Here is a 21,581-nt window from a genome sequence, read left to right as displayed (position 1 = left end):
ATTTGTTTGTTCAAGTAATAAAAAAGCAGGGCAAACAATATAGGCCCTGCTTTTATCTGTATACGGCAAGCAGCAGCTTAGTCGTTAATAATTTCTTGTGATTTTTGTACTTTGTTGCGTACGTACAAGAAACCTAATAATATCAATACCAATACGCCAAGCAATACATAAAGGTTATAGTTTTCCCAAAATAAGGCTAGCCCGCTTTTACCATCGGTGTATTCTACGTTATCACCTGTTTTTTCAATGTTAAACAGGTATTTGTTGCTGTTTACATCGGCAATACAAACATTGCTGTTTAGTGTTGAAAGCTGTTCGGTAATAGCTTTAGCTGCCGATAAGAACGCATCACCCATATGTGCGCCGGTTGCCGTAATAATCAATACTGCATTGTTACTGCCACGACCATAAAATATCTGGGCTAAACCGTTAGATACCGAGTCGGATAAAGCATATACCGGCTTGTTATCTTCATTGTTTAAAATGCGGAAAGCATGGTTAAATTTGATAGGTGCATCCGGAAATTTGTCCATCAGCTGATCATCTTTGCTTAGTAAAGCAATAATGTGTGATTTTTTCAAATCTGCATCGCTTATATCATCGGCATAGCTAAACTCCGGATAGTTGTTAGAAGTAATGTTATTATTCAGTTCATACAAAACCTCGCCTACTGCACTAGCTGCATACTTAGCGTAATTCTTGCTTACCACAATACGGGTTGAACCTGATGTAAATGCTTCTGGATATTGATAAAAGCTCAATGTATTGTTAACAACCGGGTTTTTAGATTCAAGGTAAGATCGGTCAACATCAATTTCGGCGAAGAAGTTCAGGAACGCATTCTGACAGTTACCGCTGTTCGGGAAAAAGCGAAATTCGGTAGTAAGTGAATTATATTTACGGTGCTGATAGCGGTTAATGTTTACCGAAGTATTTAGCTTGCCCGATGCATTCAATTTTTCACTGCTAATAAGCATACCATTCAGGTATACGTTAAAAAAGCCACGGTCGCCGGCGTTTAAGCCGCTGTAGTTAGCCACAAATCTGATCTCAATTTCTTTAGGTGTAAAGCTGAAATCACTATTGCGGAAATTATAAACGCTTCTTAATGAACCAACGCCCGACAAAAAGTTGTTTACGCCACCTACTTGTCTGAAAGTTAACCGAGAGCGGTTTTGATCGATGCCTTTAGCCAATTCAGTAGCGGCAGTATTTACTACCAGGTAATCGCCATAGGCTGTATTAACTACGTTAGGATTAGCTAGTGCTGCAATAGCTTTATCATAACCACTTTCGTCGGCACCGGTAATAAATAAAATTTCGTTGTTGGCAAAAGCCTGGCGGGCACCGTTAGCTGTGGATACGAACGCATTGCGATTAGCAGTGGTATCCGTTACAGCCGGACCTTTATATAAATAAATAAGCCCCTGGCCGCCTTGTGGTGTTACCGCAACCAGTTTGCGTTTATCGGCCGGGATATTTTCAATATCCCCTACCATTACATAATTTTTTACATCAGCAGGCACGTGGTTATAGTCGTACATTCTGATGTTGCCAGTATTTACTGATTTTTTAATGCGAGAGTAAGCCCAGGCAATTGCTTTTAAATCTTTCAGGCTGGTTGATGATGGGTATACGATAGCCGTTTTAGTATCGAAACTGTTACTGATGGAGATATTTTTATAAGCGGCACGGCTACCTTGCGCTAATGACAAAAAGCTGTAACCTTTTACTTTTAGCCACATGGCAGGGTTATCCAAATCTTTACATTTATTATCCGAAATGGTCAACAAAGTTTTGATTTGAATTTTTAGGTATTGATGATTTTCGGTCAAAGAGTTGCTATTTAGGGGCAACACTAATCTTTGAATCGAATCGCGGGTTAGTTTACCGCTGTACACTGGCTGGTCGGCAACCAATATGTTAATGTAAGACAGGTCTTTAATTAACGCCTGTGATGGCTCGTAATAAATAACCAGCTTACTGTTATTAATATCAACTAACGGGTCAATTTTAAAGTAGAATGATGTAGCCCCGCTTGCACCGGTAATCACGTCATCATCGTGTCCAAGCGTTTTGAATGTAATGTTGGTTTGTGCTAGGGCGTTTCTCCCGGCAAACAAAATCAATAGTAAAATTAGTCGGGTAAATAGTTTATTCATTTTAAATAGAGCGTTGTTGTATTAATTAGTGGCGTAAAATTCTACCTTGAAATAGTTTCCGTTATCGTCGCTGCGGTATGTCAGTTCACCGCCCATCTCTTGTGTCATTAGTTTGGCAATAGAAAGGCCTAAACCCAGCCGGCTTTCGGCAGGAGAGCCCGATGCATCGCTTAGTGTTTTTAAGCGGTTAAACATCACGTCAAGTTCTTGCTGCCCAATGGCAACACCTTCGTCAATTACCTCAAAAACAAATTTTTGGCGTTGTAAGCTGGTTACTACCCGAATGTTGTTATTGGTTTGTGAAAATTTAATAGCGTTTGATAACAAATTCTGGAATACCTGGCCGGCAAATACCCGGTCTAACCGAACATTGAGCGGCAGCTTTAAAATGTTATCAACCAGGTGCACGTTTTTCATGGATGCCGTATCAATCAAGCCTTTGTAAACCTGACGAACCACTTGGTTGGCATCAAAGGTTTCCATATTAAACTTAATTTCGGTCGATTCGATTTCTTTAACATCCATCAACGTTTTAAGCAGGTATTGCATCTTGTCGGCCGATTCGGCAATGTAATGTGCAAACTCTTTCTGGTCAGAGCTCAGCCGATACTCTTCTTCCAAAATCATGTTGTTACTCATTACAATAGAACCAATAAGGTTTTTTAAATCATGGCCGGCAATATTAATAAAGCTGTTCTTTTGCTCGTCCAGCCTGCGCAGCTTTTCATACTGGGCATCAATGATGCTGTTTTTTTCAACAATATCCCGGTTTTGCGTTTTTAATTGTGCGTTTGAATGTTCAATCTGCAATTGCTGGCTTACCTCACGTCTGATTACTTTATAACGCGATATGGGAATAAGGCATGATAAAAGCGCAATAATGAAAAAATACTGACCGCCGTTTTCAATAACCAGGTCAATACTGTATTCATTTAAAGCTTTATAAAAAATAATGAGCAGGATGATAGCGATAAGTGATTGGATAAATGAGTTTACCGGTTCCCAGAAAACCTGGAGATTGAAAAATAGAATAATGAGAGAATAAGCCAGGTAGTAAACCGTTAAATTTTCAATATCAACAATATTGCATAATACAGCCATGCTGGCAGACAACATGATGAAAGCAATATGTAAAAGGGTACGGTAATCGGCTTTGCTTTTTTGGAAAAATAAATACAAGCCATAAACAACGGCTACGGTTATTACACGTACAAGTAAAAATTCTACCCATACATCGGTAGCATATACAAAATCAATAATGCTCAGCAGCGGATATAAAAATATTATCGTCCAGATGATATTATTGGTTTGAAACCATGCTTTTTTGCCAAGTTCTTTTTGGTACTCTTCTTTGCTGATTTGCGCAATCATCGAATTAATTAGGGTATTAACAGTTCAAATCAACCGAAATAGTTTTGGTTGTTAAAATAACAATATGTTTAATCAATAGTAAAGCGATAGTTAAAAAGCCTGTTACGCATCAACAGTTTGTAAAGTTTTATAACCGATCGGTATTTTACCTACCCCCAATCTGCAAAAAGCAAACCAATTACCTGCATTATTAACTTACAACGCCTTTAACTAGATGCGTTTATTTATGGATGAGATGCCATAGGCTAATGTTAAAAAAGCTATGTCTTGATAAGTTAATAGACTTAGATCAGGCTCATTTAATTTACTAATACTTAAAAAAGGCTTGTTTTGATGTGATAACCTCTCAGCGCTTTTAAATATTTAAGTGACCATTTAACTTCTCAATTATATTCTCACAAAGTACAAAACAGCTGTTTGAAAATGGATTAATCTGAACAAACAATTTGATTTATACTAATGACGATAATGAGAATTTTGCAATAGAGGTGTCACACACGGGGCTTGTTTTCCCGAAACTGTGGAAAAAATTCCTATGAACAGATTTTGTATTGAGGGAGGGTTTAACAATCACCACTTGCATTTTAGCACAATATTCTTCAGGCAAATAGTCCGTGTGTTAAAATAATAGAATGGACATTAAACGAACCATCATAAATTTCGTCTCATATATCACTATTTAATTCGTCACTTTGAAACAAGGCATCCTTTGTGCCGTTAAAATAATTAATACATAACTATTAACCCGGCAATTATGCTTAACTTTGCCTACTGACTACGATTATGAGATTTTTTGAAGAAAAGCGCCGTGAGGTGATGAAACATATAGAAAAATACATGCTTGAAAAAATGCATGAATTTTTAAAGCCAATTGATCAGATCTGGCAACCATCTGATTTATTGCCTGATTCTACCCGTGATACCTTTTTTTCTGAGATTAAAGAATTGCAGGAAAGTGCGAAGGGTTTATCTTACGATTTGGTAGCTGTTTTAATTGGTGATACCATTACCGAAGAGGCACTGCCTACCTATGAGTCGTGGTTATCAATGGTAGAGGGTGTGGATAAAGATGAACATAGCGGCTGGATGACCTGGACCCGCCATTGGACTGCCGAAGAAAACCGCCACGGCGATTTGCTGAACAAATACTTATACCTTTCTGGCCGTGTAAACATGCGTGCCATGGAAGTTTCTACCCAGTACCTGATTGCTGACGGTTTTGATATAGGCACCGGTACCGATCCGTACCGTAACTTTATTTATACCTCTTTTCAAGAACTGGCTACTAATGTGTCACACCGTCGTGTAGCTTCACAGGCAAAAAAGGACGGTGATACCTTGCTGTCAAAAATGTGCGGCGTTATTGCATCTGATGAAGCCCGCCATGCCAAAGCATATAAACACTTTATCAGTAAAATATTTGAAGTGGATGCCAGCGAGGCCATGATTGCGTTTGAAGATATGATGCGCAAAAAGATTGTGATGCCAGCTCACTTCCTGCGCGAGGTTGGTTTAAAAGTAGGTCAAACTTTTGGTCACTTTACGGATGCAGCACAGCGTTTGGGAATTTATACGGCTGTCGATTACGTTGATATTTTGAAAGACCTGATAGAAGACTGGCAAATTGAAAGCCGTACCGAGCTTAACGAGGCTGGCGAAAAAGCACGCGATTATATCACTAGTTTGCCTAATCGCTTACTGCGTGTTGCCGAGCGCATGAAAAACCCTATGCTGGAATATAAATTCAGCTGGATACACGGATAAAAAATCTTGCAAGAAAGTAAAAAAGAAAATGTCATCTCGAACGATAGTTTGAGATGACATTTTTGTTTATTAGGCCCATGTTATATAAAACTTTTATTCTCAGTAAAAGGTTAAGATTCCTCAGCAATAAAATTAATATTATCTCGGCCTGGATATTCCAGCAGGGTGCTGTTCAATATATCTTCCAGCGTTAATACATTTACATCATCCGTATAGTGCTCTGATTTAATGATATGAAGTTCAGTTCCCAGATCTTCTATCTGAAACAAAAAGCTATCATATAAATTTGGTGCGGCAACGGTAACAGTGTTGCCGTTTTGCGTTACCTGCAGGCCAATGTCGGTTTGGCGGCGCTCTTTAAAAGCAGGTACAAGTTTGCTGCTCAAAAAAGCGGTTAGTTCGGCAAGATTAACCGGTGTTTTGGTTTCAATGATTTTCATATCTAACGGACGGTATGTTGTAATCTACAACACAGCTTTATTATTGTTTGTGCGGAGGTACTAAAGCCCCAGAACCTCAGAGCCGCTTTTTTGTTATACTTGCATTGCAAAATCATCCGCTTGTATTATGAATTACAAATTACTGGGCCGGTCGGGCCTTAAAGTATCACAACTTTGTTTGGGCACTATGGGCTTTGGCACCGAAGGGGGCTGGGGTGCTGATAAAGATACCAGTTTCGCTATTATGGACGCCTTTGCCAATGCCGGCGGTAATTTTTTAGATACAGCCAATGTATATAAGCTAGGCACCAGTGAAAAGATTATCGGCGAATACCTGCAAAACCATGACCGCGATTACTTTGTGCTGGCTACTAAATATACGCTGAAAGATAATCAAACCAATCCCAATGCATCTGGCAATAACCGCAAAAACATGATGCGTAGTGTGGAAGACAGTTTAAAGCGCTTAAAAACCGATTTTATTGACGTGCTGTACCTGCACATTTGGGATAATATTACACCCATTGATGAAGTGTTGCGCGGCTTGGACGATCTGATCAGGCAAGGTAAAGTGAATTACGCTGCTATCAGCGATACGCCAGCCTGGGTAGTAGCCAAAGGCAACACGCTGGCCGAATTAATGGGCTGGAGTCAACTAATTGCCTTACAGGTAGAGTATAGCCTGATACAACGCACACCCGAACGCGAACTGATACCTATGGCTAAACACTTTGGTATGACGGTAACCCCATGGGCTCCGCTGGGTGGCGGTGCGCTCACCGGTAAATATTTACGTGGCGATAAAGGCCGCATTAAACCCGAAAGCAACCGCCTGAATGAAAACAGCGAACGCATAACACGTGAAGTAGTAGCTATAGCCGATGAGCTGAACGTATCAGCATCGCACGTAGCCCTGGCATGGACGGTTCAGCAAGGTTTTTCGTGCATTCCTATTGTTGGCGCTACTAAAATTGAGCAATTGCAGGAAAACCTAAAATCAATAGATGTAGTGCTTAGCAATGAGCATTTAAAACGCCTGGATGAGGTCAGCCAAATACCATTGGGTTTCCCCGGCGACTTCTTCCGCGAAGATGCCGTAAAAATGAATTCGTTCGGTGGGTTTTATGATAAAGTAGAGAAGCGATAGAAAGGTTAAGTATTGTCTGCAACGGACAAGGATTGCAAACAGGTGCGGTGAGGGAATGAAATTTAGGTTTAAGACAAAAAGCGCAAAGGCCCGCTGTTGCGCCCGGGCCAGCGTTGGGCGTGTGGGTAGTTAGGTGATCGCAACAGCTAGGCTTTTTTGGTTCTTTTGTAGCTATGACAAAAGAACTAGCCCCTGCGGCAATGAGCAGACGAAGTAAGTTCAATAGCACTAAAGGATGTTAAACTAACAGCATAAACAAATAAAAAGCATAGATAAAGCATCATAGTAACTCTCTCTATTTATCACCTCCTTGTAAATCCCAAAATCAACTTTCTACAATCCCAAACCAAAAACTGTATCTTTGCATAACATGCAAGTTACAGAAGCTACAGTTACACAAGGGTTTAAAGGATATAACAATTACGGAGCCTGGCTGCGTAAAAAATATGAAGGGCAACGGGTATTTAAAGTAATTGTGGATGGCGGGTTTACCTGTCCTAATCGCGATGGTTCTAAGGGCTATGGTGGCTGCACATACTGTAATGTCGATTCGTTTACTCCATCGGTATCCCGCAAAAACCCGTCACTGCGCGAACAGGTTATTCAGGGTATGGAACGTGCACGTAAAGGCAACAAGGCCGATAAGTTTATCATTTACTTTCAGCCCAATACCAATACTTATGCGCCAACGCATTACCTGAAAATGCTGTACGATGAAGCATTAAGCATCAATACTGAAGACATTGTAGGCCTATCAGTAGGTACACGCCCGGATTGTATCGATGCCGAAAAAATAGCCCTGCTTGAAAGCTATACCGATAGATTTGATGTGGATTTGGAAATGGGTATGGAATCTATCTACAATGATACCCTTGTGCAAATAAACCGCGGCTGTACGCATGAGGATCTGATAAAAGCTTTAAAGCTAACCGAGAATAGCAAACTGGATATATGCGTGCACACGATCTTCGGATTTCCGTGGGAAACCAAAGAGATGATGTTACGCTATGCTGATGAGATCAATCGCTTCAAGCAAATCAAGTTTGTAAAATTTCATCACCTGCATATTGTAGAAGGTTCGGTAATGGGCGTTAAATATAAACGCGAACCGTTTAAGCTATTTACGCTCGACGAATATGCCGAGTTTTTATGCGAGTTGTTGCCGCTGGTACGCCCGGATGTGGTGGTGCAGCGGCTGTTCGGCATATCCGATTGGGAGTTGCTGATTGCGCCCAACTGGAATCTTAAAAAATCTGAAATACAGCATTATATTGATCAAAAAATAATAAGTCGCGGTGTAATACAAGGATCGGCGTTAGTGTAAGGTTGAATTGGTATTTTCTTTGTAAATAATACATCGTTAATTCCCAGTTTAATTTTAACTATTGTGTTGCAAAAATCCCTGCCCAAGTATATTCCAGCGCTAACAGGCGTGCGGGCATTAGCCGCTTACCTGGTATTTATTTCACACTATGAGTATATTTTTGACGGAAACTTTCCTCATTATGTGCAAAGATTTCTACAAGAATTTCACATTGGGGTAACCATATTCTTTGTATTATCTGGGTTTTTAATTGCGTATCGTTATTACGATAATTTTTATCTGACTAAAAACTGGTTTAAGCAATATCTCAAAAATCGTATTGCACGTATCTACCCAATGTACCTGCTGCTTACGCTGGGAGCTTTCATTTATTACTACTATTCGGGTGATAAAGGTGTAACCGGCAGTTTTCCATCGGCAACAGGTATCCTGTTGATGAACGTGACTTTTGTGCGCGGCTTTTTTGACGATTTAAAGTTCACAGGCATCGCCCAGGGCTGGTCATTAACAGTTGAAGAGTGCTTTTACTTTTCGGCACCTTTCATTTTCCTCATCGCAAAAAATTATAAAAAATTTTATATCCAGCCGGTAATCATCACCTGTTTCGGCGCCCTGCTGGTGCTGCTGTTTAGCCATTTTAACTGGTATGGCTTTTTCGGAAACTTTACTTTTATGATGATCCATACCTTTTTTGGGCGTTGCTTTGAGTTTTTTGTAGGGATACAATTAGCTTTGATATTGCTTAAGAAAGGTGTAAACCGCACTAATAATTTCAAATATACCTACATAGGCTTTTTGCTGATTTTTGTTTGTGTGGGTATCATGTCTACGTTGCCTATACCAAAAGGATGGTCGGCAGGGTTACACAATCCGATGGGTATTGTAACCAACAACTATCTATTAGCTATCTCTATTGCCTTGTTTTTTTACGGCTTGGTTACTGAAGGCACTATTATGAAAAAGGTGCTATCTAACCCGTTTGTAGAACTGTTGGGCAAAAGTTCTTATATCTTTTATCTGATCCATTTAGGTTACATCCGCAACTACATTAACGATGGTATGAACTGGCTGAACGACCGTATATTTGAATGGTACGATGTGAAAGGCCTGGATTGGCATTCGCCTTTTGAAAATGATATTATAAACATGGTATTGCAGTTTGTATTGCTCAATGCCTTATCCATACTGCTGTTCAAAACTATTGAAGAGCCGCTTAATCATTACATCCGCAATTCGGATTTCTTGATAAAAAACAACAAACCGGTTAAAGAAGCTACCCTACCGGTAAAAAGTTAAATGCTTCCTGTATCTCGTATCATTAATATCACTGGATGAAAAGAATATACTTTTTAAACGTATTGTTGTTGGTGTGTACCATTAACGCCCACGCAGGTTGGCCTATTGGTAAATACCGGCATGTTATTGCACCTTCCATTACTTATTACACATCTAAAAACTACTGGGATGCTAACGGTACTAAGGTTGAAGCCGGTGCCGGCAACCGCTTTAGTTCAGTTTCAATTGGCGTTACGGCCGGTTATGGCTTAACCCGCCGAACCGATTTATATATCAGCCTGCCCTTCACTTCGCTGCAAAATAAGTACGTGGGCGGCCGGCAAACCGAATCAGGCCTGGGCGATGCTACATTGGGTTTAAGCTACAATATTGTTGCATTTAAATACAAACGCTTTATATCAGTACAAGGCAGTGTAATTGCGCCTTTGTATACGGTAACATCAACAGGCGTGCCCTTGGGTTACGGCACTTTAGGAGCCGAGGGTAAACTTATGTTTAGCGGTGCCTTTGTGAAAAATTCTTACTTCAATGCCGAGGCTGGTTATCGCCGGTACCTGGACGACAAGGGACCCAACCAGATTGTATATGATGTTACAGTAGGTACACCGCTGGATGAACGCAAAAAAAATCAGGTTACTTTTGATATAGGCGGCCTTACTTCCTTTAGTTCTAACAAAGTACTCATAAGTCGTAATCCCAATTTGGTGTACGATGGCTATTATGTAAAAGGTACGGCCAGCTTCGGGCATCAGTTTACCAACAAGGTTTCTGTTTTTGCCAGCGGATTTTATACGCTTGCCGGTCGTAATGCCTCTATCGGCACAGGTGGTACTTTGTTTATGATCTATAAATTTTAATTGTTGTTTAATCAGTAATACCATGTCTGCATACAGGGTTTTCAGGATATTTATTTTTATTAGCTGCTTACTTACATTTTGGGGTTCGAATAAGGCGCTGGCCCAAGACGAAGGTGACGATCCAAAAGGCGAGATAACTATCAATGCTAGGCCAGGGCACAAAAATGCCGTGTTTGATGAGGACGGCATGATTGCTTACAAACTAAAAGTAAAAAGTACTTATAACGTGCGTCAGGACGGTAAATTAACTTACGATTTGCTGACCGATGATTGGAAAAAAGTATGGTCGGGCAGTACATCTGTACGTTTAGGTAAGCACGGGGCAGAAACGTACAGCATTAAGATGCCGCATCAAAAGCCGGGGGTTTATCGCATACATTTTGCATTTAACTTGTCTTATTACGATGACACCGTTAAGCGGGTGGCTGTGGTAGCGCCCGAGCGTATTGTAACCGAATTGCACAAACCTGCCGATTTTGACGGTTTCTGGGCAAAAGCTAAAGACGAACTAGCCAAAGTGCAGCCCGAGTATAAAGTAACCGAAGATGCAACGCAGTCAACCCGCTATGTAAAAGTGTATAAGGTTGAAATGCGTTCGCTGGATAAAGTAAAAATTAAGGGATGGCTGACCGTACCTACTGAAGGTAAAAACTGGCCGGTGATTTACAAGTTGCCGGGTTACAACATACCCATGAAACCCGAAACGGATAAGCCCGACTTTGCCGTATTTGCTATAGATGTGCGTGGTAACGGTATGAGCCGTGATTTTGTAGCACCACAGGCCGATAAATATAACGTAACCAACATTGAAACCCGCGACCGGTACATATACCGTGGCGTTTACATGGATTGTATACGCGGGCTTGATTTTGTTATGGCGCATGCCAATCTGGGGTTAAATACTGATAAAGTGGCTGTATTAGGGGGGAGCCAAGGCGCTACATTAGCTATTGTGGTAGCAGCTTTAGACAAACGCGTAACCGCCTGTACGTTTGAATTACCGCTTTATGCTGATATGCATGATGCCTATCACATTGGAACTTCGTTTCCGCAAACTACATGGCCGGTTAACCGCTTTCAGGATTACTTAAAGGTACACCGTACCTTTACTGAAGCAAAATTTTTAGGGGTGTGGGATTACTATGATCCGCAAAACTTTGTGAGTAAAATAGAGTGTCCTGTATTGATGGGGGTAGGTTTGCTTGATGAGTTCTGCCCGCCACGTTGCAGCTTTGGTATGTATAACAAACTAACCACCTATCAGAAAGAATTTCGTGTAGCGCCAGATAAAGCCCATGAAATGAATTTTGATTATTTTATGTTTCAGCTGCTTTGGTTGAAAGAGTCGCTGCGCGTGCCAAATTAAGGGCTTAAAATTTAGTTTCCAGCTGGTTAATTTGGGTTAACGGTAACCTTTGAAGGCCAAATACGTATGTGTTTCAAAAAGTAGTAAACAATGCAGCTGCCTTAACAAGGGCAGATTTATATTCCATTTGATGAAAAATACTTTTAGGTTTTTTTTAGTTCTGTTTTTGGCAATTGCTTTTATGTTGGATATAAAAACAGCTAAAGCGCAGGCCGAGGAAGACGAGGGCGAGGTGGTGATTGCTGCCCAGCCACAAAAAAAAGACGCCATATTTAGCGCTAACAGTTCTATTCAGTATAAAGTTGATTTAGATAATAAGTACAATACCATTCAATCCGGAACAGTCAGTTATCAAATATCATCTCTTAGCAACAAGCCGCTTACCAATCGCTCCGTTAATGTGTCACTGGGCAAAAAAAGTAAGCGTACGGTTAGTCTTACTATACCAGGTCAGGCTTCCGGTTTTTATAAGATCAGCATTATGGTCAACCTGTCTGACTATGACGATACCATCAAGCGCGTGTTTGGTGTGGCCCCCGAAGTCATTCGTTCAGAGCACGCCAAGCCGGCAGATTTTGATGCCTTTTGGCAAAAAGCGAAAGACGAGCTAGCTCAGGTGAATCCCGAATTTAAAGTGACCGAATATCCAGATTCATCCCGCGATAACCGTCGTGTTTATGGTATAGAAATGAAATCATTGGGCGGTATTACCGTTAGGGGATGGATGACTATTCCAAAAACATCCAATCATCGTAAAAAGTTCCCTGTATTGCTGGGCTTACCTGGTTACCAGGTGAACCTTAAGCCTATGTTTGGGTCGGATGAGGATTTGGCTATCATTGTACTTAATGTACGTGGGCAAGGCAACAGCCGCGACCGCATCCGTACACTGCGCGACGATTATATTTTCTATAACCTGGAAGATAAAAACCGTTACGTTATGCGTGGTGCCATTATGGATTGCGTACGCATGATTGATTTTATCTTCTCACGCGAAGAACTGGATCACGATAACATTATGGTATCAGGTGGTAGTATGGGCGGCTTTTTGTCTATTGCTACAGCAGGGGTTGATCATCGGGTAAAGCTCTGTTCAGCGCAAAATCCAATTTTGTGCGATGTAAAGAACTTGCCCGGCAAGGTAGATTGGCCTTTAAAAGATTTTAACCGCTACATCCGTATGCAACGCGGATTGAATATGGATAAGATACTGAACAATCTATCTTACTTTGATACAAAAAATTTTGCCAGTAACATTAAGTGCCCTACGCTGGTAGGCATTGGGTTGCTGGATCATTTAGCGCCGCCGGATAATGAATATGCAGCCTACAACAGCCTGAACGTAAAAAAGCATATGATTATTTTTAGGGATTTAGGGCATGAGGTGGCACTCTATTATAAAGAATATGAGGGCCGATGGATGCGTGATACTTTTGGCTTGTTTTAATTTATTATAACTAATACTGACATTCATTGGGTAATAAAATATCTGTATTAACGCTGGTTATATGTTTATTAATCAGCTTTAAAGCTTATTGCGGTTGGCCTACACGCCCGCACAGGCTCATCGTTTCACCATCCATAAGCTATTTCCGGTCAACATCCGACTGGGACCGTAACGGCAACAAAGTGCCCCGGGCTAATGCTGGTACGTTTACCTCAACCAGCTTTTATTTATATGGCGAGTATGGCATATCACGCCGGTTGGCGTTAACTGCATCAGTGCCTTACATTAATTATTCGCTTAAAGACGCAGTGTATGGAACTTCCTCTGTATCAGGCGTGGGTGATATGGAAGCAGGACTGAAATATTATTTGGCCAATATTGGCTACAAATATTATTTTACCTTGCAGGGAACGGCTATTGTACCGCTTTACAGTGCCAGCCAAAGCTTAGGGTACGGGCAAAAAGGCGGCGAACTGAGGCTGGGCTTTTCGGGTGCTGGTAAAATAGGCAGTAAATTTTATTCACTAAGTTTAGAAAACGGCTTACGTCAATACCTTGGCAGTAATGGTCCTATACAAGACCGCTTCAGTGCATCCTTTGGTTTAACGCTCGATCGTAAATTTCACGACCAGATTACGTTGGGCGCATCCGGACTAATTTCGGCCAGTAGCATCAAAACTTATACTCAAAATATTTACACCACTCGCGATTTTGCCTACACACAGGTAAGTTTAAGTTACGGACATTCGTTCAATACCAAAACGGCCTTGTTTTTAAGTTTAGGCCAGTTTATAGTTGGGCAAAATACGGGCATCGGTACTACTGCAACTGCATCAATGATATTTAAGCTGGATAATATCTTCGACAAAAAGCTTAACTATTAAAAAACTGATTAATAGCTTTTTCCCTGTACTTAAATATTTGATTTATTTTGCGGTTTACCAGCAGTTTATTAGCCAATGTGCCTGCTACGCTATATGGTATGGCATAGTGTAAAATATCGGTCATCATAACACCGCCGGGCACCTCTTTAAAGTGGTGCTGGTGGTGCCATAAGGCATACGGGCCAAAGCGTTGCTCATCTACAAAATACTGCTTATCTACCACGTGAGTAATCTCCGTCATCCAGTTCATTTTAATGCCAAATAACGGCGATACCTTGTAGGTAATAATCATACCGGCATACATCTTAGTATCCTCGGTATAATTAGAGGTTACAGTAAATCGCATGTCGGCCGGCGTTATTTTCGACAAATTCAACGGCGACGAAAAAAAGTCCCAGGCTTTGTCTAAGCTAATCGGCATAAACTGCTCCCAGCGTTTTTCGTAAGTTTTCACAATTAATGATACGCATAGAACGAGCAAACGGTTTTAAGTATGTAGTTTTAAAGCCATACCCAACAACCTTACTGCACCATTTTATTGGCACAATACGAGCTGGCAAACGCCTCGGGCTTGGCCTTAAACACAAAGCCCATGCTGAGGATGTAACCCATAGCCTCGTGCAGGGCCTGGTTTGATTTGAACATGGGGTTGGTGTTAATATCGGCATGTACTTCCAAGTCAACATCGTACAAATCCAGCAGGTCGCATAGTTTATACGCAATGTCAATTGATTTTTGCACCTCGCTCAGCATACGTTCTTTGATGCTCATTTTTTGCGAAGTGCGTTCCTGATGGATGTACATAAACCCGCCGCGCTGCTCGCGTAAAAAAACAATTACGGTAGCAAAATCTGTTACGGTGCCTTTTACTTGCGAGTCGGTACCAATGCAAACTTTCAGTTTGTTGCCCAGGGTGGTTTCGCGCTCAATAGTGTGTTCTACTTCTTCAAGGATGGGGGTACGCAGCACTTCGCCGCTAAATTTTCTCCAGGTCATAAAAAATGTTTTTTAGTTAGATTTTAATTGACCTTTTAAGGGTCTATAAAAGTAAGTGATACATAATGATATAAACGTAACGCACAGATGATTTATTTGTTAACATTAAGTTGGTTATCAACAATTTATAGTTGTTTTAAGAGTAATGCTGTGTAACAAATTAAAGAGGCATTTGCTTAATTACCCTTCGTTCGTCATATTTAACAAAAATTATAACCATGAAATATATGAAGTGGCTAATATTGGCAGCGCCGGTATTAGCTGTAACCGCATGTAACCAAAAGTCGGGAGAGGTATCTGAAGCGCCGAAACGTACCGTTTTTTTTGATAAAACAGGTATGGACACCACCGTAAAACCCGGCGACGACTTTTTTCAGTACGCTAGTGGAGCCTGGTATAAAAAGACGGAGATCCCTGCATCCGAAACTGGTTGGGGATCATTTTATACGCTGTATGATGATAACCAGAAAAACCTGAGAACGATACTACAGGAAGTATCAGGTAAAGAAAATGACAAAGGCAGCAATGCGCAAAAGGTAGGCGATTTATACGCGAGTGGTATGGACACCGTGGCTATTGATAAACAAGGCTATGAGCCTATAAAACCTTTATTGGCTAAAATTAACGGCTTAAAAGATTATAAAGAACTGATCCAATTTGCTGCCGACAGTTATAAAGATGGTGATGGCTTTTTACTAGGCTTTTATGTAAGCCCCGATGATCGGAACAGCGCTAAAAACGTAGTACATTTTGATCAGTCGGGTTTAGGGTTGCCTAACCGCGATTATTATTTTAATACCGATTCGGCTACGAAAAACATACGGGCAGCTTATGTAAAATACATTGCCAAACTGTTTACCCTTACCGGTGCCGATGCGGCAACCGCATCTAAAAATGCCGATAACATCCTAAAGTTGGAAACCGCACTAGCTCAATCACACTCTACCCCGGTTGAATTGCGCGATCCGGTTAAAAATTACCATAAGTTTGCTGTTGGCGATATGCAAAAACAGGTGCCCGATTTGGACCTGAAAGATTTGCTGAGCCGTATGGACGTTAAAACTGATACTATACTGGTAGGGCAGCCGGCTTACTACAAGGCACTGAATGATTTGCTAAAATCACAGCCAATTGACTTTTGGAAAAGCAAATTGCAGTTTGTGGCTATGAATGATGCTTCGCGATACTTGAGCAAACCTTTCCGCGATGCTCGATTTGAATTTTTTGGTAAAACGCTGAATGGTCAGAAACAGCCTACCGAAAGATGGAAGCAAATGGTATCTACCACAGATGGCGGCTTGGGCGAACTACTGGGCCAATTGTATGCCGAAAAATATTTTACCTCGGAAGCGAAAGACCGTATGCTTGCACTGGTAAATAACTTGCAAAGCGTTTACCGCGAGCGCATTCAGAAATTGGATTGGATGGGTACCGAAACCAAGCAAAAAGCTACTGGTAAGTTAAACGCCTTCATCAAAAAAATTGGTTACCCAGATAAATGGAAAAAGTATGATGATGTGGAGATAGATCGCAACGCCTTCTATAAAAACATGCAATCAGTAAGCAAGCATAACTATAAAGAGATGATTGCCAAGGTTGATAAAAAAGTAGATAAAACCGAGTGGGGGATGACGCCGCCAACGGTAAATGCCTACTACAACCCAAGCTTCAATGAAATTGTATTTCCGGCCGGTATTTTGCAATTCCCTTTCTTTGATAAGAATGCAGATGATGCAATTAATTATGGCGCTATTGGTGCCGTAATTGGTCACGAAATGACACACGGTTTTGACGATCAGGGCAGCCAGTACGATAAAGACGGTAACCTGAAAGTATGGTGGACCCCTGCCGATGCAGCCAAGTTTAAAGCCAAAACCCAGCAGGTAGTTGATTTATACAATGGCTTTACAGTACTGAACAACATGCACGTAAATGGCAAACTCACATTGGGCGAAAATATTGCCGATATTGGTGGTTTAGCAATTGCATATCAAGCCTTTAAAAATACCGAACAAGGCAAAAGCGATAAAAAGATTGATGGCTTAACGCCCGATCAGCGTTTTTTCCTATCGTTTGCACAGGTATGGCGCATTAAAGATCGTGATGAAACCCTGCGCATGCGCATCAATACCGATCCGCACTCGCCGGAACGTTACCGTGTAAACGGGCCGGTATTTAATATGGATGCTTTTTACAAAGCATTCAACATACAACCCGGCGCTAAGCTGTACAAACCCGAAAACCAGCGTATACGCATTTGGTAAATAAATTTTTGCAAAGGCCGATCTGAAAAGATCGGCCTTTTTTGTTTTACGGAAATTGTCTGCAGAAAAAGCCGATTGTTAAATAATAAAATTCTATGTTGAATTTTATTATTTAACTAGTATTTTATCGGCATTATTCATTAAATCACAACCTTGAAAACCTTTATCCACTACCTGTTATATCCACTGGCTTTGCTGGGTGTGATGCCATGTATAGTATATGCCCAAGTCAACGAAACTTATTCCGTTTATAAGCTCGAAAAGAAAATCGGTACCGAAGTTTGCCAAGTACAAGGTAAACTGGGTGAAGATTTAGCTTACGACGTTCATGTCAATACTAACGATAGAGGCTATGCCTTAAAACTGGATGCCGCCATTAGCGCACGTGATGGTAAGATTGTTTACCGATCGGTGGGTAACACCTCACGCTTTAAGTTAGAAAAAATAGATACGGTATTGAAATTGGATCAGATGGCTCCGGTTAGCGATAACGGATCTATCGCCATAAAACAAATGCTAATTTTGGGTTGGACGATGGCTAATCGCCCGGTACAAATGGAGACGGCATTAACGCATCGGCCTGTTAGCATCAAAATTTTGGGCACCGATAGTAGTATAATCAGTAACCAGCTGCTTACAGTTTACCAAATTAAAGGCATCAGCAGTAAACCCGAGCTGCTATGGATGGATAAGCAGTTTAATGCTATATTTTTGGTGACCTGCGATACAGAGGGGGACCGCCGCGAGGTATTGAATGATAAGTACCAAAGCTTTTTTCTGCAGTTCAATCAAAAATCAAACACCTACTTAGTTGATGCCTACCGTCAGGAATATAATAGCTTAGGTAAAACATATAATAAACTGGCGATTACCGGCGGCAGCCTAATTGATGTACATACCGGTGCCATAATGCCCAACGCCTTGCTTCTGATAGAAAACGGTAAGATCGTGTACACAGGTAAGGCCGAAGGGCAAAGCATCCCGGCTAATGCGCAGGTGATAGATGCGAAAGGTAAGTTTATATCACCGGGTTTGTGGAATATGCATGTGCACCTGTTTCATCCCGATAATCTGCGTACCGAGCTGCTATCGGGCGTAACCACAGTGCGGGATATGGCTAATGAGTTTGACCTGATCAATCTTTTAAAATCCAAAACGGCGGAAGCCGGGTTTTTAGCGCCACATATTTTGAGTGCGGGGGTATTAGACGGAAAATCGGACCAAACGTTGGGAACCATGCTGGCTACCAGCGACGACGAGATCAAAGCTAATGTAAAAAAGTATCATGACGCCGGTTTTCAGCAAATCAAAGTTTACAGTTCGGTTAAACCTAAATATGTGCAAAACATTGTGCAGGAAGCCCGTAAGTATAATATGGATGTAGTAGGGCATTTGCCGGTGGGTATTACCGCCAAGCATTTTATTGAGCAGGGCGTTAAAAGCATTAGTCATATACATTACTTTATGAATGCTGTTAAATTTGGTAAGCAAGGCACGCTCGAAGATAATAACCAAGATCTGATAGCCATGCTTAAGCGAAATGGCGTTTATATAGATCCCACCTTAAATGTTTATTCACTCATCGGCGATACCAAACTGAATACCTATAAAAACCTGCTGCGGATGTTTTATAAGGGAGGCATTCCTGTAGTTGCCGGTACAGATAATGAAGGTACTGTTGCCGATGAACTGCAATTATATGTGCAGGCTGGTTTAACCCCGTTGCAAGCACTGCAAACGGCCACCATAGTACCGGCCAAAGTAATGAGGATGGATGTGCAAAGTGGTAGCCTGCAAGCCGGAAAGCAAGCTGATATTCTCATTTTAAATAGCAATCCATTGCAAAATATCAGTAATCTGAAAGCTATTCATACGGTAATTAAAGGTACATTGGTTGTTAAAAGCAACAGAAATGATACGCTCGAATAAAAAAGCAATCTCCAATATCCGGTTAATAATTTTTACTTTGCCTGCATGAAAAAGCTGTTGGTAATTTTGCTGTTGATTGGTAACGCAGCACTGGCTCAAAAATATACTACCAAAAAAGATGTAGCTTATTACGCTGACAATGCTGGCGATGCCTACCGCACCGAGCGTTGCAAATTGGATATTTACTACCCTGTAGGCGTAAAAAACTTTGCTACTGTAGTGTGGTTTCACGGCGGCGGTATCACCGGCGGCAACAAAGAAATTCCGAAAGCTTTAACCGAAAAAGGTTTTGCCGTGGTGGGTGTAGGCTACCGCTTATCGCCGCAAGCCAAAGCACCTGCTTATATTGAAGATGCGGCGGCGGCTATTGCCTGGGTATTTCAGCACATTGCCGAGTATGGCGGTGATAATAAACTGGTTATTGTAACAGGCCACTCGGCCGGTGGTTATTTGGGCATGATGGCTACGCTGGATAAAAAGTATTTGCAAAAATATAACATAGATGCCAACCGCATTGCCGAGCTAGTACCCTTTAGCGGGCAGTGCATTACCCACTTTACCGTGCGGCAGGAGCGGGGCATAAAAGATACCCAACCCATCATAGACGAATACGCACCCTTGTATCATGTACGTGCCGACGCCCCACCCATGTTGCTCATCACCGGCGACCGCGAAATGGAGCTACTGGGCCGCTACGAAGAAAATGCCTATATGCTGCGCATGATGAAACTGACCGGCCACAAACAAACCCGCCTGTTCGAATTGCAAGGGTTTGACCACGGCGGCATGGCCGAACCTGCTTTTCCGCTGTTAATTAAAGAAGTGCGGGCGAGGGTGAAGGATATTATGGGGAAATAGGGACTAAATAAATCAAACTGTGTAGTATATGCTATTAAACGCACTGTTATTTATTGCAATACCTAACTCGACCGGCTTAATGTGGTATGTGTAAAAATCGGTTTATTGTTTTGGGCAAATCAATGCGTCTCGAGTTACTTAATTGTTGCCTATTATAAAACTTATTAATGATATAATTTAGACAAGTGTTCGTCTAATTGTTTTTCTTCCAGATCTTTTGCTAAGACTTTTCCATTTGCGTCGATCAAATAATTGCCCGGAATTCCAAAAACGTGATACTGGTTGCTCACTTTACCATCAAAGCCCTTAAACTCGGATACATGCGTCCAGGTAAGTCTATCTTTGACTATGGCCTCGAGCCACGGTTCCTTCTTGAAATCTAATGATACCGCAATGATTTTAAAATCTTTTGCTTTATACTTTTGATAGATTTTAACCAAATCAGGATTGTTTTCCCTGCATGGGCCACACCAGCTTGCCCAAAACTCCAACAAAGTAACATGGCCTTTAAAATCATGTAAGGAAACATCTTTGCCCGATACATCCTTTAACGTAAAGTCCGGAGCTGCTTTTCCAACGAGATTGTTCTCAAAAAACTGATGATTATCAATTTGGTTGTAAATCCGCTTTGCTGTTGGTAGCGCTTTTATTCTATCTGTAAAATTCTTGTATAAAGATGCCAGTGCATCAAATTTGACGAAATTAGAATAAGAATATTCTTCAAGTTGTTGCAATGCAGTTGGCGAATCCGGATTGCGTTTGATGTAATTTAATACCACATCGTTGTTGTACTTCTGGTATGCTAAATTACCTGTTTTGTAGCAAATAGCCAGTAATGAGTCTTTAGTTTTCTTATTACGCACAACTTTTATTTGCTGGATTAGCGCATTGTTTTCCTGCGCAAAGCTTTTTTCAAAATTCTGTTGTTTTTGTATTAGAGCAGTGTAGTCTTTTTGTGGCTGACTGGCGTTGATGATTTGGCTGCTGTGTATATTACCTTTAGCAACAATATTAACTATACCCGGATGTGCTAAGAATTCAAAATAGTCGTTGAACCTAGCAGGAATGTAGTTTAAGGATTTGTTCGGGTACTTCTTGATGGTATCTCGGGGGTAGAACATCAGGTGCGCTCGTCGAGGTTCATCCATGTAATATTTAACGAACAGTTGATTGTTCTTTCTTTTTAAATGCTGGGTTCCGCCGCCTATGCGGATATCAAATACTCCTACTGTATCTTTAAGAGCTGAAATATCTATAGTAAGATTAATATAGCCTTTCAGAGAGTATGTGCTTTTGTAATGAGGTTGCGAATACCCAGTTGTAAAGATGAGGCACAGGATGACAGAAATGAAGACAGGTTTTAAGGTTGACATGTAAGCAGGTTGATAAACAAATATATATTATAATTAATCATTACCTGATTCGAATAATGATTAATTATAATATTGAAGACTTTTGATAGACCCTTTAATGCCT

The 21,581-nt window shown here is 41.1% G+C and carries 17 protein-coding genes; 11 read left to right on the top strand and 6 right to left on the bottom strand.

From position 1 onward, the window contains the following. Positions 1–77: 77 nt before the first annotated feature. On the bottom strand, positions 78–2,162 hold the full coding sequence (locus tag GPM24_RS20895) for a cellulose biosynthesis cyclic di-GMP-binding regulatory protein BcsB (RefSeq protein ID WP_158829469.1): 2,085 nt from the start codon (positions 2,160–2,162) through the stop codon (positions 78–80). A 21-nt stretch (positions 2,163–2,183) separates the two neighbouring features. Further along, positions 2,184–3,533: a sensor histidine kinase gene (locus tag GPM24_RS20890; protein ID WP_158829467.1), complete on the bottom strand. Its 1,350-nt coding sequence runs from the start codon at positions 3,531–3,533 to the stop codon at positions 2,184–2,186. A gap of 783 nt (positions 3,534–4,316) precedes the next feature. Here GPM24_RS20890 and GPM24_RS20885 point away from each other — a divergent pair. Next, positions 4,317–5,297: an acyl-ACP desaturase gene (locus tag GPM24_RS20885; protein ID WP_158829465.1), complete on the top strand. Its 981-nt coding sequence runs from the start codon at positions 4,317–4,319 to the stop codon at positions 5,295–5,297. Between the two features lie 110 nt (positions 5,298–5,407). On the opposite strand, the gene GPM24_RS20880 is transcribed toward GPM24_RS20885, so the two are convergent. Next, positions 5,408–5,737, bottom strand: coding sequence for a hypothetical protein (locus tag GPM24_RS20880; RefSeq protein WP_158829463.1), 330 nt, complete (start codon positions 5,735–5,737; stop codon positions 5,408–5,410). Positions 5,738–5,864: 127 nt separating this feature from the next. On the opposite strand from GPM24_RS20880, the gene GPM24_RS20875 reads away from it, so the two are divergent. The 7 genes from GPM24_RS20875 (at position 5,865) to GPM24_RS20845 (ending at position 14,058) form a co-directional block, all read left to right on the top strand. After that, on the top strand, positions 5,865–6,884 hold the full coding sequence (locus GPM24_RS20875) for an aldo/keto reductase (protein WP_158829461.1): 1,020 nt from the start codon (positions 5,865–5,867) through the stop codon (positions 6,882–6,884). A 370-nt stretch (positions 6,885–7,254) separates the two neighbouring features. Then, the gene (mnmL, locus tag GPM24_RS20870; protein ID WP_158829459.1) at positions 7,255–8,208 is read left to right on the top strand and encodes a tRNA modification radical SAM protein MnmL/YtqA; all 954 of its coding nucleotides are present in this window, start codon (positions 7,255–7,257) and stop codon (positions 8,206–8,208) included. 63 nt (positions 8,209–8,271) lie between these two features. Continuing rightward, entirely contained in the window at positions 8,272–9,504 is a 1,233-nt protein-coding gene (locus GPM24_RS20865; protein ID WP_158829457.1) for an acyltransferase family protein, read from the top strand. 35 nt (positions 9,505–9,539) lie between these two features. Further along, complete coding sequence (locus GPM24_RS20860; RefSeq protein ID WP_158829455.1) at positions 9,540–10,361, top strand: hypothetical protein; 822 nt, start codon at positions 9,540–9,542, stop codon at positions 10,359–10,361. A 22-nt stretch (positions 10,362–10,383) separates the two neighbouring features. After that, positions 10,384–11,727 carry an acetylxylan esterase gene (locus GPM24_RS20855; protein WP_158829453.1) on the top strand — a complete coding sequence of 448 codons (1,344 nt, stop codon included), beginning with the start codon at positions 10,384–10,386 and terminating at the stop codon, positions 11,725–11,727. 181 nt (positions 11,728–11,908) lie between these two features. Further along, the gene (locus tag GPM24_RS20850; protein ID WP_158829451.1) at positions 11,909–13,174 is read left to right on the top strand and encodes an acetylxylan esterase; all 1,266 of its coding nucleotides are present in this window, start codon (positions 11,909–11,911) and stop codon (positions 13,172–13,174) included. A 26-nt stretch (positions 13,175–13,200) separates the two neighbouring features. Next, positions 13,201–14,058, top strand: coding sequence for a hypothetical protein (locus GPM24_RS20845; RefSeq protein ID WP_158829449.1), 858 nt, complete (start codon positions 13,201–13,203; stop codon positions 14,056–14,058). Here the strand turns inward: GPM24_RS20845 and GPM24_RS20840 are convergent. Together GPM24_RS20840 and GPM24_RS20835 are read right to left on the bottom strand one after the other, a co-directional pair. Next, positions 14,048–14,512 carry an SRPBCC family protein gene (locus GPM24_RS20840; RefSeq protein WP_233268923.1) on the bottom strand — a complete coding sequence of 155 codons (465 nt, stop codon included), beginning with the start codon at positions 14,510–14,512 and terminating at the stop codon, positions 14,048–14,050. The genes GPM24_RS20845 and GPM24_RS20840 overlap by 11 nt on opposite strands. A 68-nt stretch (positions 14,513–14,580) precedes the next feature. Next, positions 14,581–15,054 (bottom strand): ribonuclease H-like YkuK family protein, encoded by a 474-nt coding sequence (locus GPM24_RS20835; RefSeq protein WP_158829447.1) that lies wholly within the window; start codon positions 15,052–15,054, stop codon positions 14,581–14,583. 218 nt (positions 15,055–15,272) lie between these two features. Here GPM24_RS20835 and GPM24_RS20830 point away from each other — a divergent pair, with 218 nt between their 5' ends. The 3 genes from GPM24_RS20830 to GPM24_RS20820 all read left to right on the top strand — a co-directional run bounded on the left by GPM24_RS20830 (position 15,273) and on the right by GPM24_RS20820 (position 20,105). Beyond that, on the top strand, positions 15,273–17,318 hold the full coding sequence (locus tag GPM24_RS20830) for a M13 family metallopeptidase (protein ID WP_158829445.1): 2,046 nt from the start codon (positions 15,273–15,275) through the stop codon (positions 17,316–17,318). A 153-nt stretch (positions 17,319–17,471) separates the two neighbouring features. Further along, a complete protein-coding gene (locus tag GPM24_RS20825; RefSeq protein WP_158829443.1) occupies positions 17,472–19,247 on the top strand; it encodes an amidohydrolase family protein in 1,776 nt (591 codons plus the stop codon). Between the two features lie 45 nt (positions 19,248–19,292). Next, positions 19,293–20,105, top strand: coding sequence for an alpha/beta hydrolase (locus tag GPM24_RS20820; RefSeq protein ID WP_158829441.1), 813 nt, complete (start codon positions 19,293–19,295; stop codon positions 20,103–20,105). Positions 20,106–20,269: 164 nt separating this feature from the next. Here the strand turns inward: GPM24_RS20820 and GPM24_RS20815 are convergent, their stop codons facing one another. Beyond that, positions 20,270–21,478: a peroxiredoxin family protein gene (locus GPM24_RS20815; RefSeq protein WP_158829439.1), complete on the bottom strand. Its 1,209-nt coding sequence runs from the start codon at positions 21,476–21,478 to the stop codon at positions 20,270–20,272. Positions 21,479–21,581: the final 103 nt, after the last annotated feature.

This window comes from Mucilaginibacter lacusdianchii (assembly GCF_009770985.1).
GTDB classification, from domain to species: Bacteria; Bacteroidota; Bacteroidia; order Sphingobacteriales; family Sphingobacteriaceae; genus Mucilaginibacter; species Mucilaginibacter lacusdianchii.
Note: the sequence above shows the minus strand (reverse complement) of the source record. Positions and strands in the feature narration are given on the sequence as shown.

Excerpts from the sequence above, each read along its gene's own strand:
- GPM24_RS20855 (WP_158829453.1), top strand. The coding sequence starts at position 10,384 with ATGTCTGCATACAGGGTTTTCAGGATATTTATTTTTATTAGCTGCTTA.
- GPM24_RS20880 (WP_158829463.1), bottom strand. The coding sequence starts at position 5,737 with ATGAAAATCATTGAAACCAAAACACCGGTTAATCTTGCCGAACTAACC.
- GPM24_RS20835 (WP_158829447.1), bottom strand. The coding sequence starts at position 15,054 with ATGACCTGGAGAAAATTTAGCGGCGAAGTGCTGCGTACCCCCATCCTT.
- GPM24_RS20820 (WP_158829441.1), top strand. The coding sequence starts at position 19,293 with ATGAAAAAGCTGTTGGTAATTTTGCTGTTGATTGGTAACGCAGCACTG.
- GPM24_RS20895 (WP_158829469.1), bottom strand. The coding sequence starts at position 2,162 with ATGAATAAACTATTTACCCGACTAATTTTACTATTGATTTTGTTTGCC.
- GPM24_RS20885 (WP_158829465.1), top strand. The coding sequence starts at position 4,317 with ATGAGATTTTTTGAAGAAAAGCGCCGTGAGGTGATGAAACATATAGAA.
- GPM24_RS20890 (WP_158829467.1), bottom strand. The coding sequence starts at position 3,533 with ATGATTGCGCAAATCAGCAAAGAAGAGTACCAAAAAGAACTTGGCAAA.
- GPM24_RS20815 (WP_158829439.1), bottom strand. The coding sequence starts at position 21,478 with ATGTCAACCTTAAAACCTGTCTTCATTTCTGTCATCCTGTGCCTCATC.
- GPM24_RS20860 (WP_158829455.1), top strand. The coding sequence starts at position 9,540 with ATGAAAAGAATATACTTTTTAAACGTATTGTTGTTGGTGTGTACCATT.
- GPM24_RS20875 (WP_158829461.1), top strand. The coding sequence starts at position 5,865 with ATGAATTACAAATTACTGGGCCGGTCGGGCCTTAAAGTATCACAACTT.
- GPM24_RS20830 (WP_158829445.1), top strand. The coding sequence starts at position 15,273 with ATGAAATATATGAAGTGGCTAATATTGGCAGCGCCGGTATTAGCTGTA.
- mnmL (WP_158829459.1), top strand. The coding sequence starts at position 7,255 with ATGCAAGTTACAGAAGCTACAGTTACACAAGGGTTTAAAGGATATAAC.
- GPM24_RS20850 (WP_158829451.1), top strand. The coding sequence starts at position 11,909 with ATGTTGGATATAAAAACAGCTAAAGCGCAGGCCGAGGAAGACGAGGGC.